The organism is Amycolatopsis sp. NPDC048633, from assembly GCF_040650695.1.
In the GTDB taxonomy this organism is placed as follows: domain Bacteria; phylum Actinomycetota; class Actinomycetes; order Mycobacteriales; family Pseudonocardiaceae; genus Amycolatopsis.
The window spans coordinates 428,095-445,451 of record NZ_JBEZHS010000001.1 but is presented as its reverse complement, the minus strand read 5'-3'; the positions used below and the strand labels follow the sequence as shown (position 1 = coordinate 445,451).

General features: G+C 72.9%; 12 protein-coding genes. 9 read left to right on the top strand and 3 right to left on the bottom strand.

All coding sequences use genetic code 11. From position 1 onward, the window contains the following. Positions 1 to 2: 2 nt before the first annotated feature. Positions 3 to 2,855 (top strand): ADP-ribosylglycohydrolase family protein, encoded by a 2,853-nt coding sequence (locus tag AB0C38_RS02270; protein WP_360665155.1) that lies wholly within the window; start codon positions 3 to 5, stop codon positions 2,853 to 2,855. A gap of 36 nt (positions 2,856 to 2,891) precedes the next feature. After that, entirely contained in the window at positions 2,892 to 4,799 is a 1,908-nt protein-coding gene (locus AB0C38_RS02265; RefSeq protein ID WP_360665152.1) for a TNT domain-containing protein, read from the top strand. Here AB0C38_RS02265 and AB0C38_RS02260 read toward each other — a convergent pair whose 3' ends face one another. From AB0C38_RS02260 to AB0C38_RS02250, 3 genes are all read right to left on the bottom strand, one after another. After that, entirely contained in the window at positions 4,800 to 5,651 is an 852-nt protein-coding gene (locus AB0C38_RS02260) for a methyltransferase domain-containing protein (RefSeq protein WP_360665150.1), read from the bottom strand. A gap of 12 nt (positions 5,652 to 5,663) precedes the next feature. Beyond that, entirely contained in the window at positions 5,664 to 7,001 is a 1,338-nt protein-coding gene (locus AB0C38_RS02255) for an ATP-binding protein (protein WP_360665147.1), read from the bottom strand. A gap of 102 nt (positions 7,002 to 7,103) precedes the next feature. Next, complete coding sequence (locus AB0C38_RS02250; protein ID WP_360665144.1) at positions 7,104 to 8,546, bottom strand: CCA tRNA nucleotidyltransferase; 1,443 nt, start codon at positions 8,544 to 8,546, stop codon at positions 7,104 to 7,106. Between the two features lie 99 nt (positions 8,547 to 8,645). Between AB0C38_RS02250 and AB0C38_RS02245 the strand changes: the two genes are divergently transcribed. From AB0C38_RS02245 to AB0C38_RS02215, 7 genes are all read left to right on the top strand, one after another. After that, positions 8,646 to 9,200, top strand: coding sequence for an NUDIX hydrolase (locus AB0C38_RS02245; protein WP_360665141.1), 555 nt, complete (start codon positions 8,646 to 8,648; stop codon positions 9,198 to 9,200). Beyond that, entirely contained in the window at positions 9,197 to 11,353 is a 2,157-nt protein-coding gene (locus tag AB0C38_RS02240; protein ID WP_360665138.1) for a DUF6049 family protein, read from the top strand. The genes AB0C38_RS02245 and AB0C38_RS02240 overlap by 4 nt, the downstream gene beginning before the upstream one ends. A 322-nt stretch (positions 11,354 to 11,675) precedes the next feature. Continuing rightward, the gene (locus AB0C38_RS02235; protein WP_360665135.1) at positions 11,676 to 11,927 is read left to right on the top strand and encodes a hypothetical protein; all 252 of its coding nucleotides are present in this window, start codon (positions 11,676 to 11,678) and stop codon (positions 11,925 to 11,927) included. 410 nt (positions 11,928 to 12,337) lie between these two features. Continuing rightward, a complete protein-coding gene (murJ, locus tag AB0C38_RS02230) occupies positions 12,338 to 14,242 on the top strand; it encodes a murein biosynthesis integral membrane protein MurJ (RefSeq protein WP_360665132.1) in 1,905 nt (634 codons plus the stop codon). A 121-nt stretch (positions 14,243 to 14,363) separates the two neighbouring features. Then, the gene (locus AB0C38_RS02225) at positions 14,364 to 15,914 is read left to right on the top strand and encodes a protein kinase family protein (protein ID WP_360665129.1); all 1,551 of its coding nucleotides are present in this window, start codon (positions 14,364 to 14,366) and stop codon (positions 15,912 to 15,914) included. A 31-nt stretch (positions 15,915 to 15,945) separates the two neighbouring features. Beyond that, positions 15,946 to 16,569 carry an RNA polymerase sigma factor SigM gene (sigM, locus tag AB0C38_RS02220; protein ID WP_360665126.1) on the top strand — a complete coding sequence of 208 codons (624 nt, stop codon included), beginning with the start codon at positions 15,946 to 15,948 and terminating at the stop codon, positions 16,567 to 16,569. Further along, complete coding sequence (locus AB0C38_RS02215) at positions 16,566 to 17,351, top strand: hypothetical protein (RefSeq protein WP_360665123.1); 786 nt, start codon at positions 16,566 to 16,568, stop codon at positions 17,349 to 17,351. Before sigM ends, AB0C38_RS02215 begins: the two co-directional genes overlap by 4 nt. Positions 17,352 to 17,357 lie beyond the last annotated feature (6 nt).

Genomic DNA, 17,357 nt, shown 5'->3' with positions numbered 1-17,357 from the left:
GAATGACTGAGGAGGAAGCCATCGACGACGGCTTCGTCGAGTGGCGTCCGGACGTCGACCCGGAGTTCGACGAAAAGGCGTTCCCGGACTTCGGCATCCCGGTGCGCGCCATCCGCGGCTGGGCGCAGTACACGCTGTTCGGGGAGCCGACCGGCCCGCGCCGCGGCAACGAGCAGTACACCCCCGGCCCGGTCCGGCGCGGCTTCCCGGTGCCGGCGACCGACGTCGAAAAGCTCCTGAACTACCTGGGCGCGAACTGGATCAGCCGAGCCGAGTTCGCGCGAGCACTGCTCGACTGCGAAGTACTCGTGCCTACGCCCGACGGAGAACCGCTGGTGCGCCCGGTGCCGGGGGGCCACGAGGTCATCGCCTACAGCTCGTCGGCGAAGGTGCCCGGGCGGTACCCGCACCGGTGGCGCGTGGTCGTCCGCGACCTGCTGGCCGACCGGCCCGGGACGGGCTTGACGCTCGACCCCGGGACCGGGCTGGTCCGCAGCCTGACCGCCGCCGAACTCGGCGACGTCGGCCCCGGCGAGCGGCGGCCCAAGATCGACGAGCCCGCGCCGGAAGCCGGGCCGGAGGTCGCCGAAGCATTGCCCGCGTTGGTCGCGGAGTTCGGCGTCGAGCCGCCCGACCTGCTGGCACGGCACCTGCGGTACGCCGTCGACCACGCCCGCGACCACCACTTCGAGCTCTCGCCCGACGACTGCGTCCGGTACCTGCGCGGGTTCGCCTGGCAGCACCGCAACGGCGTCCGGCGGCGGGCGGGCCAGGACCCGCAGTGGCCCGCCGACCTGGGCGCGAACGGCCTGATCGCGCACGTCGATGAGGACGCGCGCCCGCGGCCCGTGCCGTGGACGTTCGGGAAGTTCTCCGCCTTCGGCACGCCGGCCGCGCGCTTCGCGTGGCACCGGATCGTCGGCGCGTACGTCGGCTTCGCGATCGGGGACGCGCTGGGCGGCGGCGCCACGGGCACCCTGCCGATGGGTGGGCTGACGCGCCACCTGCTGTTCCACACCGACATCGTGCTGCGCGGCCTGCCGCCGGTGCCGACCGGCGAGGTGCCGGCCACGCTGCCGGATCCGGACCCCGTCGGCTGGCTGGCGGTCGCGACGCGACGCGCGGGTCCCGCACCCGACGACCTCTCGACGTTGCTGGCCACGGCGCTGGCGGCGACGCCGGCGGGAGCGGTCGCCATCGAGGGCGTCGACGGCGAGCAGTACGCGAAGGACGTCGCCCGCGCGTTGACCGGTGACGCCGGGGCCGAGCTCACCGAGGGCGTCGACCTGCTGATCGCGCTCTTCCAGGCCTTGCTCACCCGCGACACGTTCGCCCTGCCGGTCCACCTGCGGCTGCGGGAGATCGGCGGCGACCTGGCGGCGTCGACGCTGGCGTTGCGCGAGGACCGCGACGCCGACGACGTCATGCGGCTGGAGAGCATCGGCGACGGCCGGAGCGTCCGGTCGGTGCTCGGCCGGGCGTTGTTCGCCGCGGCCGAGCGCGGCCACGCCCCGGAAGCGGCGATCACGCTCGCCGCGCGGTCCGGCCCGGTCGCCGGCGCGATCGCCGGCGCACTCGTCGGTGCCAGGCTGGGCGTGCCCGGCCTGCCCGCCGCCTGGGTGGCGGCGCTGCCCGACCTCGGCCTGCTCGACGACGTCGCCAGCGACGTCTTCTGGTACTTCAACCGCAACGGCCTCCAGACGGAGACCGCGGAACACCCGCGCTGGGAGCGCCGATATCCCAGTGGCCGCTTCACCCCGAAACCGAAGGGACCGGACTTGCGCTCACGACTGCGGGGGAGCCTGCTGGCCGGGGCGATCGGCGACGCGCTGGGCGCGAAGACCGAGTTCGACTCGATCGACCGGATCCGCGAGATCGCCGGCCCGGCCGGCATCACCGACTTCATCCCGGCGTACGGCGGCACCGGCCGGATCACCGACGACACGCAGATGACGCTCTTCACGCTCGAAGCGCTGATCCGGGCGCACGCCCAGCGGCGGCGGACGGGCTCCGCGGACGTCGTGCACTCGCTTCAGCTGGCCTACCAGCGCTGGCTGCACACGCAGGGCGTCCCGTGGGACCGGGCGCGCGGGCCGCGGTCGGACGCCGAATCGCCGGACGGCTGGCTGGTCACCCACCAGGAGCTGTTCAGCCGGCGCGCGCCGGGCCTGACCTGCTTCGGCGAGCTGGAGGCCTACGGCCGCTCGGGTGTCCGCGGCACCATCGAACGCCCGGTGAACAACTCGAAGGGCTGCGGCGGCGTGATGCGCGCGGCACCGGTGGCGCTGTGGTCGGACGACCTCGCCGAGGTGTTCCGGCTCGGCGCCGAAAGCGCGGCGCTGACCCACGGTCACCCGAGCGGGTATTTGTCCTCGGGTTGTTTCGCGGTGCTCGTCCACGGGCTGCTGCACGGGAAACCGCTGCTCGACGCCCTCGCGGCTGCGCGCGCCGAGCTGGTGAAACACCCGGGTCACGAAGAGCAGAGCGCGGCACTCGACGCGGCTCTGGCGCTGGCGGAGCAAGGGCCGCCGACGCCGGAGAAGCTGGAGTCGCTCGGGCAGGGCAACGTCGGCGAGACCGCGTTGTCGATGTCCGTGTACGTCGCGCTGACCACCGCCGACGCCGACACGGCGTTGCTCGCGGCGGTCAACCACAGCGGGGACAGCGACTCGACCGGCTCGGTCTGCGGCAATCTCGTCGGTGCGATGTACGGCGAGGAAGCCCTTCGGCAGAGCTGGCTGGAGCGGCTGGAGCTCCGCGATGTCATCGTCGGTCTGGTGGACGACGCGCTCACCGAGTTCGGCCCGGGTGCGCCGGGTGACGACCGGTGGTTCGCTCGGTACCCGGTCGACTAGGTTTCTGGGGTCACTGGGGTCAGGGGAGGACGAAACGTGCGTAACCGGGTAGAGGTGGCCGAACGCCCGGACGGCCTGTATGCGACGTGGGGCGAGGGGACGTTCCGCGCGCAGCGTTCGACGGCGGACGGCACCGTGCTGCTGTCCGTGCTGCCGGAGGAAGAGGCGCCGGAGGGCTTCGACAAGGAGTTCGAGGACCGGCCGGCGCGGGTGGTGCCGGCGAGCGAGGTGCCGGCGACGTTCACGCTGCGCACCTTCGGCGAGTACGACGGCGAAGTCTTCGAGGTCGCGCCGGGCGCGCGACCGGAGCTGACCCTGCGCTGGGTCCGTGACGACGCCGCTCGCGCGGCGCAGCTGGGCCTGACCGACTTCTCGGTCACGGTGCCGGCGAAGCAGGTCACGGCGCTGTGGCAGACGCGGCTGGACTTCACCGAGACTCCGGAGGCGCGGCCGCAGCCGGGCACCGGCGACCAGAACGCGCTGCTGCGCGCCATCGGCCGGACGCTGCTGCACACGGTGCCTGGCGGCTGGGCCCGCGTCGGCGCGCAGTTCCGGCAGGTCGGCGACTACTCCGAGATCGAGGTTCGCGCGGTCGGTGACGAGGACGGCCCGGTGTCGGTCTCGCTGCCGGCGGTGCCCCGGCTCGGCGGGCTCTTCGCGCGGCTGCGGGCCGCGATGTTCCAGCCCGAGGTGGGCACCTGGTTCCAGGGCACCTTCACCCTCGACGCGGAGTCGCAGTTCGACTTCGACTTCGACGCCGACCGCGAGCCGGACTGGCGGGTGCCGCCCAACGAGGGCGGCCGCCCGTCGACCGCGGCCTACGAGCTCGAGCTGGCGACCTTCCCGCGGTCGCCGAAGCACGTGCCGGTGTGGCTGACGGCGAAGGCCGGCCTGCCGCTGGACGTGACGTTCCGGCTCGCCCGGGCCGCCGACTCGCACGCCGAGGGCGAGCGTCCGGTGGTCAACCGGCCGCCGGTGCCGCCGGACCAGGTCCGCGGTGTGCTCGACTACCTGTTCCGGGCGCCGGTCGCGCTGCACCGGCCCGCGCCGCTGCCGGACATCTTCGGCGTGCCGGGCGCGAAGCCGGATGTGCCGAACGCGTTCCACACCGACGGCACCTGGATCTGGCCCGCCGCCGTGCCGCACTACCTGCGCAAGTACGGGGTGCCGCCGGAGCCGGAGCTGGTCGAGCACGCGCGCGCGGCGGGCTTCCGCCCGCCGTTCGTCGGCGACCTCGTCCGCGCGACGGCGGAGGCGGAGGTCCTCGGCCAGCCGCGGCCGCCGCAGACGATCGCCGACCTGCCGGACGAGCGCGCGCTCGTCCGGGTCGCGCGCGGTGAAGACGTGCGGGATCTGCGGGGTGCGGAGACGCTGGAGCTGCTCCAGCAGCGGCTCGCCGAGCACGGCGTGCCGGCCGCGGCCTACCGGATCGGCGCCAAGGAGATCCCGGCCGACGGCGTCTGGACGCTGCGGCGGGCCGAGAACGGCTGGGAGGTCTCGCGGCCACCGGCCGACGAGCCAGTGGCGTTCGGCTCGCTCGGCGACGCGGCCCGGTTCCTCCTCGGCGTGCTGCTGATGCTGCCGCCGCGGCCGGCGGAGGAGTCCGACCTGCCCGCCGACTGGCCGATCCTGCCGATGCGCGGCGAGCCGCCGTTGAACTTCTACCGCGGCAAGCGCCTGATCGTGCTCCCGCCGGGCACGACGATCGTCCGGTTCGGCCCCGAGACCGGCAACCTGGTGCACGCCGAGGGCACGCGGTTCGTCGAGACGTCGCTGGCGTTCGAACGCGAACGCGAGAAGCGGCTCTACCGGGTGCAGCGCGCGGTGCGGGTGCTGACCGGCGTGACGGCGCCGTGGAGCGGGATGCCGGGCGGCGCGGTCGCCTACCTGCTGCCGCGGCCGCTCGCCCAGCACCTCGAGGCGGGCTCGCTCAACCGGGTCTGATCAGGACGCGGTGATCAGGACGGCGGGCGACCACCAGTAGTCGGCGAGCGGTTCGACGCCGACGTCGGTGAAGCCCGCCGTCTCGAGCTGCTCGGCCCAGGTCGCGGCCGGGTGCTCCCAGTTCGTCCGCTCGTGCCCGGCGACCAGGCCGAGCAGCACCGGGAGCAGGAAGCCCTGCGCGACCAGTGAGGCGTCTTCGCCGTACTCGGCGACTCCACGCTCGTAGCGCGCGACGAGCGAGCGAAGGTGCTCCGGCGAGCCTTCGGTGAACTCGGGAACGTCGAACTCGGCGAGCACCAGCTTCCCGGCGCGCTGCTGAAGCGTGCGAAGCACCTCCGCGCGCTGCTCCGGCTCGATCGACTGCAGCGCGAACGTCGACTGGACGAAGTCCCAGCCGAGGTCGTCGCGGGCCAGGAACTCCTGGGCGGTGGCCTGCCAGCACTGGGCCGCGGGCACGCGCTCGTGGACTCCCTCGAGCAGCGCGGCCGACGGTTCGACGAGGTCGATCCGGGCGGGCACGTGCGTGGCCTGCTCGAGCGCGGGCACCACGGCCAGGCCGTCACCACAGCCCAGGTCCAGCAGCGATTCCGGCTTCGCGGCGTCGTAGCGGGCGGCGAGTTCGGTGCTCAGCGCCCGGTAGAGGCCCACGTTGCCGCCGCCGCGGATGAACGCCGTGAACGCGCTCGGCTGGTCGTACACCGGCGCCGAGCCGTCTCCGGCCAGGTAGGTCCGCAGCTCGTCGGCCAGCGACGAACCGTCGCGGCCGGCCTGGCCGGCGAGTTCGGTGGCCCGCTCGCGGTCACCGGCACGGTAGGCGGCGAGGGCGTCGGCGAGCAGCTCGATCGAGGTCATGCTCAGGAGATATCAGAACGGCACCCACAACGTCACCCGAGTGCCACCTCCGGCGAGTCCCGACTCGACCATCGACGTCCCGCCGACCTCGGCCAGCCGGGCGGTGATCGACTCGCTGATGCCGAACCCGGCCGGGTGGTCGGCCGCGCTGAAGCCGGTGCCGTGGTCGCGGGTGATGACGGCGATCCCGCCTTCGCGCTCCTCGACGCGCACCACGACCCGGTCGGTGCCGGAGTGCTTCATCGTGTTCCGCATGGCCTCGCGCACGGCGTCGCGGATGGCGATCTGCCGGACCTCCGACAGCGTGTCGTCGTCCAGCTCGGCCACCACGAGCTGGGCGCGCAGCCCGTCGCGCGCCATCTCGGCGGCGAGCGCGGCGAGCTTCTCGCCGAGCGGCCGCGCGCCGGCCTCGGCCTGCTCGGACGCCGCCGTCTCGATCGTGTGCCGGATCTGCATCGCCTGCGCCCGGGCGAGCCGCTGGATCTCGACCAGCCGTTCTTCGGCGTTCGACGCACCCGAAAGCGCCATCGCCTCGAGGGTCTGCAGCACGGTGTCGTGCAGCATCCGGTGCTGCTGGGCACGCTCGGCGAGCCGGCCGTTGCGGGTGCCGTACGCCAGGGCCAGCCGCGTGCCGAGCCCGGTCAGCACCAGCGCCGCGGCGGCCAGGAACAGCTCGGCCAGCAGCGCCGAGAAGGTGGAGAAAGCGGCGCCGACGTGGAACCGGCCGGTGTTGAGCCAGTTCGCGAGCATCCGCAGCGGGAAGCTCGCGAGGCCGAACACGAGCCCGCTGGGGACGCCGAGCGCGAGCGTCAGCAACCCGGCCTCGCCGAGGAGGTGGACGCTGCTCACCGCCAGCGCGTCGAAGTACACCTCGGTGGGGACGGTCAGGGCGAGGACCAGCGGCGAGAGCACCGTGAAGACCAGGTCGGCCGCCAGCAGCTTCCCCGCGTCCCGGCCGCGGAACGGCGCCGAGCGGAACATCCAGCGGAAGCCGACCAGGTTCACCACGACCGAGAGCAGGGTGAAGATCCCGACCGGCAGCAGCCCGGTCGAGCCGTGCTGGAAGGCGTAGACGCCGAACTGGCCGGGCACCGCGAGCAGCCGGAAGGCCAGCGGGATGAGCACGACGTACCGGGTCGCGCGCAGCAGCAGGCCGTCGCGCCGGCTCGGGTCGATCGACCCGGCCATCTTCGAGATCCGCTTCAGCGCGTGGATCGGGGTCGGGTCGCCGATCTCGTCCGAGAGCTCGCTGGTGGCCGTCGCGATCGCGGGCGCGCCTTGCCGCAGCAGTGCCACGAAGAAGCTGCCCCCGGTCGCCGGCTTCGGCGGATCGGGCGCTTCAGTGGACATCGCGCGGACAACCCCCTGGTCACGTCGGTGAACCGAGGTTAGGGAGTATCACCGATCCGTGGCGCCCAGGTCCAGGCTTCCACGGAATTCATCGCAAGTTGGTCAGAAATTCCCGATTTCCTGCTCGGCGGCCCACTTCTTCAGCTCGGCCACGGCGTCGTCGTGCTCCAGCGGACCGCGGTCCAGGCGCAGCTCCTTGAGGAACTTCCACGCCTTGCCGACGTCCGGTCCGGGCTGGATGCCGAGCAGTTCCATGATCTGCTCGCCGTTGAGGTCCGGCCGCACGCGGTCGAGGTCCTCCTTGGCCTTGAGCGCGGTGATGCGGGCCTCGAGGTCGTCGTAGGTCGCCTGCAGCGCGGCCGCCTTCTTGCGGTTGCGCGTGGTGCAGTCGGCGCGGACGAGCTTGTGCAGCCGGGTCAGCAGGGGACCGGCGTCGGTGACGTACCGGCGGACCGCCGAGTCCGTCCACTCGCCCTTCCCGTAGCCGTGGAACCGCAGGTGGAGGAACACGAGCTGGGAGACGTCGTCGATGATCTCCTTGGAGAACTTCAGCGCCCGCAAACGTTTGCGAGCCATCCGCGCCCCGACCACCTCGTGGTGGTGGAAGCTCACCCCGCCGCCGGGCTGGAACTCCCGCGTCGCCGGCTTGCCGACGTCGTGCAGCAGCGCCGCCAGCCGCAGGATCAGGTCCGGCTCGGACGTCGGCTCGTGCGACTTCTCCAGGTCGATCGCCTGGGCCAGCACGGTCAGCGAGTGCTGGTAGACGTCCTTGTGCTGGTGGTGCTCGTCGATCGCCAGCCGCATCCCGGGCACCTCGGGCAGCACGCGGTCACCGAGCCCGGTGTCCACGAGCAGCTCCAGCCCGGGCTGGGGGTCGTCCGCGAGCAGCAGCTTCGACAGTTCGGCCTGGACGCGCTCGGCGGTGATGCGGTCGATCTCGGTGGCCATCGACGTCATCGCGTCGACCACCCGCGGCGCGGCGGTGAAGCCGAGCTGCGCGGCGAACCGGGCGGCCCGCAGCATCCGTAGCGGGTCGTCGGCGAACGACTCCTGCGGCGTCGCCGGCGTGTCGAGGACCTTCTCCCGCAGCGCGCTCAAGCCGTCGTGCGGGTCGATGAACGTCTTGGACGCCAGCTCGACGGCCATCGCGTTGACCGTGAAGTCGCGCCGGAGCAGGTCGCCCTCGATGCTGTCCCCGAAGGTGACCTCGGGGTTGCGGCCGACGCGGTCGTAGCTGTCCGCGCGGAACGTCGTGATCTCGAGCTGCATGCCCTTCTTCGTCACGCCGACCGTGCCGAACGCGATGCCGACGTCCCAGACGGCGTCACCCCAGTCGCTGACGATCTTGAGCACCCGGTCCGGCCGGGCGTCGGTGGTGAAGTCGAGGTCGCCGGAGCGCCGGCCGAGCAGCGCGTCGCGCACACTCCCGCCGACGAGGTACAGGCGGTGCCCGGCCCGGGCGAACCTTTCGGCCAGCTCGTCCGCCAGGGGGGAGAGCCGCATCAGCTCGACCACCGCGTTCTCCTTGGCGACCACGTCGTTCACGAAATTCCCACTACTTTCGGGTGCGGTTACTACAGGCACCACCGGACAGGACACGGAGAGCCAGCCTACCGGGGCAACCGTTTGCTCTAGCATCGCAGCATGTCTGGATCAGCCGGCCGTCCCGGCGCCTCCAAGCCGCGGAGGCGGCGCAGGCGTCAGCGCGGCAGGCGCCTGACCACGGTCGACGAGACGTCGGCCGGTGGCCTCGTGGTGGACGCCGAGCGCGAACAGGCGGTGCTGATCGGCCGGCTCGACCGGCACGGCAGACTGCTCTGGTCGCTGCCCAAGGGCCACATCGAGGACGGTGAGACGGTGGAACAGACGGCCGTGCGCGAGGTCAAGGAGGAAACCGGCATCTCCGCGCGCGTGCTGCAGCCGCTGGGCACCATCGACTACTGGTTCGTGGCCGAGAAGCGGCGGATCCACAAGACCGTCCACCACTTCCTGCTCGAAGCGCTCGGCGGCGAGCTCTCCGACGAAGACGTCGAGGTCACCGAGGTGGCCTGGTGGCCGCTGGCCGAGCTGGAGACCAAACTCGCCTACTCCGACGAACGCAAGCTCGTGCGGAAGGCCAGTCAGATGCTCAAGGAACTTTTCGCGCGCCCGGACGTCCACGGACGAGACGAGCACGCCCCTGAGGGAGCCCCCGAGTGAAGCGGTTCGCCGCAGCCTTCCTTTCCGTCCTCTTCCTGGCCGTCCCCGCCCTCACCGGAGCCACGGTGGCCCAGGCGGAAGAGGGCGCGCGCCTGCGGGTCGACCTGACCCAGCTCACCCCGCGCGTGATCACGACCTCGACGACGACGCTGACCGTCGCCGGCACGGTGACCAACACCGGCGACCGGAAGGTCAACCGGCCGCAGGTGCGGCTGCAGGTCGGCGAGCGGCAGACGACGACCCGCGGGATCGGCGACGTGCTCTCGGGCGCCGTCATCAAGGACAGCCCGCTGACCGAGTTCACCTCGGTCGCGGACGCGCTGGAGCCCGGGCAGAGCGCGCCGCTGAACATCACGGTGAACCTGACCGGGACGAAGGCGGCGCAGTTCGGCCGCCCCGGCGTCTACCCGCTGCTGGTCAACGTCAACGGCACGCCGGAGTTCGGCGGAGCCGCGCGGCTGGGCGCGGTCAGCATGCTGATGCCGGTGCTCGCCGGGCCGGGCAAGTCGGCCGGGCACTCGTCGGCCGGCGCGCCGAGCATGACCCTGCTCTGGCCGCTGACCAGCGGCGTCCCGCCGGTCTACGCGGCGCCGTACGGCCAGCCGCTGGTGCTGCGCGACGACCGGCTGGCCGACGAGATCGGCCCCGACGGCCGGCTGAACGCGCTGGTCACCGCCGCGGCCACGGCCGTGCACGGTGACTCGGACCTCGCGAAGTCGATGTGTTTCGCGCTCGACCCGGACCTGCTGGCCACGGTCGACACGATGAGCCGCGGCTACCAGGTGCACACCGCGAGCGGGAACGTCGAAGGCAAGGGCGTCCAGACGGCGAAGACGTGGCTGTCGTCGCTGCGCGGCCTGCTGACCGGCCGGTGCGCGGTGGCGCTGCCCTACGCCGACGCCGACCTCAACACCGTCTCCCGGATCCGTCCCGGTGATCCCATCCTGGTCGCGCAGGCGGCCGCGGCGGCCGACACCATCCAGCAGCTGGCCGGCGTCACGCCGCAGACCGGCGTGCTCTGGCCGGACGGCACGCTCAACGAGGCCGTGCTCACCGCCCTGACCCAGGCCGGCGTCAAGACCGTCCTGACGGACGCGGCGAAGCTCGCCCCCGTCGGCGGGGGCGGCGGGGTCACCGTGCAGGGCAGCGCGGTCCGCGCCCAGCCGACCGACTCGCTGATCTCCGCGGCCATGACCGGCGTGCCGAGCGTGCCCGACTCGGTCACCGTGGCCGCGAACACCGAGCGGGCGATCTCCAGCCAGAACGGGCTCGGGGCGCTCGCCTTCCGGGCCGGTCTCGGCCTGCCCGCCGGGCAGGAGCGCCCGAACCACCTGCTCGTCGCCCCGCCTCGGCGGTGGGACGCCCCGGCCGCCGAGCTGACGGCGTACCTGCAGCAGGTCGGCGACTTCCTCAACGCCGGCGTCGTCACGGCGTCGTCGCTCCCTTCGCTGCTGGACGCCGACCCGGCGGGCTCCGGCGCGGTCGGCGACGGCGGCCAGGACCCCACCGCGGGCGTCGACCCCGCCCTCGTCTCGACGCTGTCGAGGCTCGACGACCAGGCCACCGGCATGGCGTCCGCGATGGAGCTGGACCCCACCAAGCGGGTGAAACCCGAGGACGTCGTCGCGCCGGTCCGGCTGGCCGAGCTGCGCGGCGCCTCCACCGGCTGGCGGGGCCTGCCCGCCGACGCGGCGACCGCGAACGCGCAAGCGGAGCTCGGGGCCATCGGCGACCGGGTGAGCGTCCAGCAGCCACGGCAGACGATCGCGCTGGCGTCGGGCAACTCGCCGCTGCCGGTGTACGTGGTGAACGACCTGCCGGTCGGGATCAACGCCCGGTTCACCCTGAACAACAACATCGGCCTGCGCGCGGACGACCGCAAGGAGGTGTCGTTCCCCGCGGGCGGCGGCCGGCAGTACTTCCTCCCGGTGGAGGCGCTGCGGGCCGGCCGGTTCAGCGTCGATGTGTCGTTGAGCACGCCCACCGGTACCCCGCTCGGGTCATCCGCGCGCTTCGAGCTGACGTCGACGGAGTACGGCGCGATCACCATCATCGCGACCGTCGCCGCAGGTGTGGCCCTACTTCTGCTGGCCTCCCGGCGCATCTACCGGCGGGTGAAGGACGCCCGTACGGGTCGCGACTTGGTGGACTGATCCCTCGGCCTTCGAGTGTTCCGGGCGGTTCCCGATTACTCTTGGTCCGCACGCACGCGGCACCGAGCCGCGGCGCCGGACCGAGCACCGAGGATTGGGCACGCGTTGGAGAGAGAGCCGGGCTTACCACCCGAGCGTGCGAGTCGTCCTCGGCGCGAAGGCGCTCCGCCCCCGCAACGGGGTGATGAGCCCCCGCGGGCGTCGCCGCCGGTCCGCCGCCAGCCGCCACCCCCGCAGCCGCCTCCCCCGGAGCGCGGCCGCCGCCAGCCGCCCCGCAACGGCCACACCCGCAAGATGCCGGCCCCCGACGACGCGACGGTCCGTGACCGGCGCCCGATGCGCGAAGACGGCCCGCCCCCTCGCCGGCCGGCCCGCGACGACGCACCCCGGCCCGCCCGGGACGACGCTCCGCCCCGGCGGCCCGCACGCGATGACGCTCCGCCGCAGCGACCGGCGCGCGAAGACGGCCCGCCTCGCCGAGCGCCCCGCGACGACGTACCTCCGCGTGACGGCCGGCCGGTCCGCGACGACGCACTCCCGCGCGACGGCCGGCCCGTCCGCGACGACGGCCTGATCCGCGAACCGCGGCCGGTGCGCGAGGACCTGCCCCCACGCGACGGGCGACCGGTCCGCGACGACGGCCCGGGGCGTCCCGTCCGCGACGACGGCCCGGGGCGTCCCGTCCGCGACGACGCACCCCCGCCCGACGCCTGGCCCGTCCACGACGAGGCCCCGCCCCGCGAACCGCGCCAGCCTCGGCGCGTCCCGCCCCCGCAGGCCCCGCCCCCGCCAGGACCACCGCCCCAGGCCCCGCCCCCGCGCGGCGGACAGCCGCCCCGCGCGGCCGGCGGTCCGGCGCCCACCCGCGTCCAGCCCGTGCCGCCGCCCCCGGGACCGCCGGTCCAGCCAGGTCCGCCAGGCCCGCAGGGTCAGCCGTCGCTCCAGGGGCGGCTGCCGCAGCCCGCCCCGCCGCTGCCGCCACCCGTGACCCCGCCGCCGGGCACTCCGGCCGCGGGCAACCCGGCCCCCGGGACACCGCCGCCCGGCATCCCGGTGCCCCCCCGCGGGCGCGGGTCACGGCGGCCCGCGCCGGTCCGGCCGTGGCAGGACGACGCCCAGCGCCCGCCCGACCCGGAGGCCACGCGGTTCATCCCGCGCACCCCCGGCGTCCCGATGAACTCGCGCTGGCCGGTCGCCGACCCGGACGTCATGCGCCCGTACGACGCGCTGGCCACCCAGGTCATGCCGGCGCTCAAGGGGCCGCTGGTCAAACCGAGGCCGGACGAAGAGGCCCCGGCCAAGGCACCGTCGCTGGCGAAGGCGTCCGGCCGGATGGCGATCGCGTCGCTGATCAGCCGGATCACCGGCTTCCTGTGGAAGCTGCTGCTGGTCGCCGCGATCGGCCAGGGCATCGCGAACGACTCGTTCAACGTCGCCAACACGATGCCGAACATCATCTTCGAGCTGCTGATGGGTGGCGTCCTCGCCAGCGTGGTGGTGCCGCTGCTGGTGCGCTCGCAGGACGAGCCCGACGGCGGCGCGGCCTACACCCAGCGGCTCATCACCGTGGCGTTCTCGCTGCTGCTGATCGGCACGGTGGTCGCGGTGCTCGCGGCACCGGCGTTCACCGGCCTCTACGTGGACGGCTCCGGCAAGGCCAGCTCGTCGCTGACCACAGCGTTCGCCTACCTGCTGCTGCCGGAGATCTTCTTCTACGGCGTCTTCGCACTGCTCTCGGCGGTGCTGAACGCCAAGCAGATCTTCGGCCCGACGGCGTGGGCGCCGGTGATCAACAACCTGGTGGTCATCTTCACGATCATGGTCGTCTGGGTCATGCCGGGGGACATCGACACCGTCAACCCGTCGATCACCGACCCGAAGGTGCTGACGCTCGGCATCGGCGTCACCGGCGGCATCATCGCCCAGGCCTTCCTGCTGGTGCCGCCGCTGCTGCGCTCGGGCTTCCGGTTCAAGTGGCGCTGGGGCATCGACAAGCAGATGAAGGAGTTCGGCGGCCTCGCGCTGTGGATCCTCGGCTACGTCGCGGTGAGCCAGGTCGGCTACACGATCAACACCCGCGTGCTGACCAGCGGTTCACCCGGTGGTGTGACGGCCTACAGCAACGCCTGGCTGCTCTTCCAGCTGCCGTACGGCGTCATCGGCGTCTCGCTGCTGACCGCGATCATGCCGCGGATGAGCCGCGCGGCCGCCGACGGCGACCACAAGAAGCTGATCGGCGACCTGTCGTACGCGTCGCGGATGTCGACGGTGCTGCTCGTCCCGATCTCCGCGGTGATGACGGTGGTCGGCGGCTCGATCGGCATCGCGCTGTTCACCTTCGGCAAGGGCACGGTCGAGACCGCCGAGCGGCTCGGCGACGCGCTCGCGATCTCGGCGTTCGCGCTGCTGCCGTACGCGCTGGTCATGCTCCAGATGCGCGTCTTCTACGCGATGAAGGACGCCCGCACGCCGACGCTGATCATGATCGTGATGACCCTGGTCAAGGTGCCGCTGCTGTACCTGTGCCCGGTGCTGCTGTCGCCGGACAACGTCGTGCTCGGCGTCATGATGGTCAACGCGCTGACGTTCGTCGTCGGCGCGATCCTCGGCCAGGTGTGGCTCTGGGTGACTTTGGGCAACCTGCGGAGCAAGCGGGTGATCGGCGTGATCCTCTTCACGGTGGTCGCCAGCGGTCTCGGCGTCGGCGCGGCCTGGGTCGCCGGCTCGATCGTGCCGGACTCGTTCGGGCCCACTTTGGGGGCCTGGGTGAAGCTCTTGCTGCAGGGCATCGTCGGGATCACGGTCTCGTTCGGCGTGCTCATGGCGCTGAAGGTGGAGGAGCTGAAACCGGCCACATCCAGGTTCACCCGGTTGATCAAGCGGGGGTAACGATTCCGGTACGGATGGCGACGACTCCCGCGTCGTATTCTGGGTAACCTTGGATCGGGGAGCTAACGGGAGAGTGCGGGTGGACACGAGGCGGAGCGAACAGGCGGGGGGTGCGAACCACGTGGGCAAGGCCCAGGTCGGATCGCTGGCCCCCGGGCGTGTGGTCGGCGACGGCCGCTACCGCCTCCTCGCGCAGTTCGGCGTGGACGAGCGGGGTGACGCGCACCTTTGGCGCGCCCGCGACGGCCAACTGAAGCGCGATGTCGCGTTGACCCTACTGGTCGGCGATCCGGCCGACCCGGAAGCCGCGCGGCTCGCGCGGCGGACTCTCGAACGCGCGACGCACGCGTCCAAGTTCGGCCACGGCGGCGTCGCCCGCGTGCTCGACGTGCTCGCGCTCGGCAGCGGGATCACCTCCAGCGAAGGTCTGCTCGGCGTCGTCGTCGCGGAGTGGACCAAGGGCAGCGACCTGGTCGACCTCGTCGCGCAGCGGCCGGTGGCGCCCGCCGCGGCCGCGCGGATGGTGCAGGCGCTGGCCGAAGCCGTCGAACAGGCCCACCAGAACGGGCTCGTCCTCGGGCTCGACCACCCGCAGCGGCTGCGGCTGACGCCGAGCGGTGCGCTGAAGCTCGCGTTCCCCGGCCCGCTGCCGGAGGCGACGCTGCGCGACGACGTCAAGGCGCTCGGCGCGGTCCTGTACCTGCTGCTGACCGGACGCTGGGCGCTGCCCGGCGGCCCGCCCGCGATCCAGCCGGCCCCGACGACGCCGCAGGGGCGGATCGTCCCGCCGCGGCAGCTCATCCCGACGGTGCCCGCCGATCTCTCGTCGCTGGCCGTGCGCACGATCGAGGACGGCGGCAACGGCGGCATCCGCACCAGCGCGGCCATCCTCCGGATGCTCGACCAGGTGGCCGAGGAAGAGGAACGCACCCAGCTGATCAAGGCCGTCGGCGGTGACGCCGCCGCCGAGGGCGAAGGCACGGTCTGGACGACGAAGAAGCCGGTCAAGGACGTCGCGCGGCGGCGCAAGCTCGCGCTCGGCGTCACCGTGCTGGTGGTCGCGACCGTCGTCATCCTCGCCTGGGGCGGGCTGATGCTGATCAACGTCTTCCAGGGCGACTCGAAGGCGAGCGGGCCGACGATCAACGTCGCCGCGCCGCCGGCGTCGAGCCAGCCGGCCGGGCAGCCGCCCGCGTCGAGCCAGCCGGCCCCGCCGCCGTCGCCGGCCGTGGGTGCCGCGGTGAAGCCGCAGGCCGTCGCGGTCTACAACCCCGAGGGCAAGGGCGACAACACGGCGCGGGCGAAGTTCGCGACCGACGGCAAGCCCGAGACGCAGTGGCGCACCGAGCAGTACAAGCAGCAGTTCCCCGTCATCAAGCCGGGCGTCGGGCTGGTCGTCACCTTCAAGGACCCGATCAACCTCAGCCAGGTGCAGATCGGCGGCGGCACGGCGGGCACGAAGGTCGAGATCCGCTCGGCCACCGAGAAGAACCCCGACCTGGCCGACACGAAGGTGGTCGGCAACGGCGACCTGAAGGACGGCGACACGACGATCCCGCTGGCCCAGCCGACGCAGGGTGAGTACTTCATCGTCTGGATCACCGCACTGGGTGGCGACGACGGGAAGTTCCAGACGGAAATCGCCGACCTGACCTTCCTGCCTGCGGGGTGACGCACCCGACAGGGTCAGTAGGCTCTTGCGGGTGACAGCTGCAGCTCCCACGGATGCGGATCTGATAGCGGCTCACGCCGCGGGGGACCCCCATGCGTTCAGCGAACTCGTCCAGCGACATCGCGACCGCATGTGGGCGGTCGCCCTGCGCACGGTCCGCGATCCGGAAGAAGCCGCCGACGCGTTGCAGGACGCGTTCATCTCGGCCTTCCGCGCGGCCGACAAGTTCCGCGCGGAGTCCCAGGTCACGACCTGGCTGCACCGGATCGTGGTGAACGCCTGCCTCGACCGGATCCGCCGCCGCCAGGCGCGCCCGACCGTGCCGTTGCCGGAAACCGGTTTCAACGAGCCGGCCACCCCGCGGGACTCGATGGCCGAGCGCGAGACCAGCCTGCTCGTCCGTGAGGCGCTGAACCAGCTGCCCGAAGACCAGCGGGCCCCGATCGTGCTCGTCGACGTCGAGGGCTACTCCGTCGCCGAGACGGCGAAGATGCTCGGCATCGCCGAAGGCACCGTGAAGAGCCGGTGTGCCCGGGGCCGCGGAAAACTCGCGAAGGTTCTCGGACACCTGCGGAACCCCGATGCGATTGCGAACGTCCCAACTCACGAAAGCAAACGGGCCGGGCGCCAGCCGGGTAGCGGGGAGGGACGATGACGGACGAAAGCCGGGGGATCGGGGGGACCGTCGGTCCGCCCTGGTCTGTCGACGTGCTCGCCGATCTCCACGCCGGCGTCCTGGACGACGGCCAGGCCGCCGAGCTGTGGCCGCTGGTCAACGCCGACCCGGAGGCTCGCGCGATCCTGGACGCCCTCGACGCGACGCGGTCCGACCTGGCCTCGCTCGCCGAGGCACCCGCCCCGCCGATGCCGGCGGAGTTCGCCGCGCGACTCGACGCGGCGCTCGCCGCCGAAGCAGCCGCCGCCTTTCCCAAGCCGCGCACGGCACCGGAGCAGGCCGGGAGCGGGGACGCCCAGGTGGTGGACCTCGCGGCGGCCCGGCGGCGCCGGAACAAGCGGCTCGGCTGGGCCGCCGGCGTCCTGACCGCGGCCGCGGCGGCGGTCGTCGCCGTGACGGTCGCGATCCCGGGCACTTCGCAGCAGACCGGCACCCCGAACGTCGCGGCTCCGGCACCCACCGGTCCGTCGGTCGGCAGTGACGGCAGCGGCGCCCAGGCCCTGGTCGGCAAGGCGGTCGGCGTCCGCGACTTCGGCCCGCTGCAGACCGAGGACAAGCTGGACGCGTGCATCGCGGCGGCCGGCCTCGACCCCAAGGTGCGCCCGGAGGGCATCCGCCCGGTGAACGTCGGCGGCAAGGCCGGCGTCATGATCATCCTGACCACCGGCAAGCTCGCCCAGTTCCGGCTCGTGGCCTTCGGCGCGGACTGTGGACCGGGTAATCCGGCCGTCCTGTTCGACAAGGTCGTCGGGGAGAAGTAGCGGCTG

Bases quoted from the DNA above. Each gene is read 5' to 3' on its own strand.
- AB0C38_RS02270 (WP_360665155.1), top strand. From the start codon at position 3: ATGACTGAGGAGGAAGCCATCGACGACGGCTTCGTCGAGTGGCGTCCG.
- AB0C38_RS02255 (WP_360665147.1), bottom strand. From the start codon at position 7,001: ATGTCCACTGAAGCGCCCGATCCGCCGAAGCCGGCGACCGGGGGCAGC.
- AB0C38_RS02260 (WP_360665150.1), bottom strand. From the start codon at position 5,651: ATGACCTCGATCGAGCTGCTCGCCGACGCCCTCGCCGCCTACCGTGCC.
- AB0C38_RS02215 (WP_360665123.1), top strand. From the start codon at position 16,566: ATGACGGACGAAAGCCGGGGGATCGGGGGGACCGTCGGTCCGCCCTGG.
- AB0C38_RS02245 (WP_360665141.1), top strand. From the start codon at position 8,646: ATGTCTGGATCAGCCGGCCGTCCCGGCGCCTCCAAGCCGCGGAGGCGG.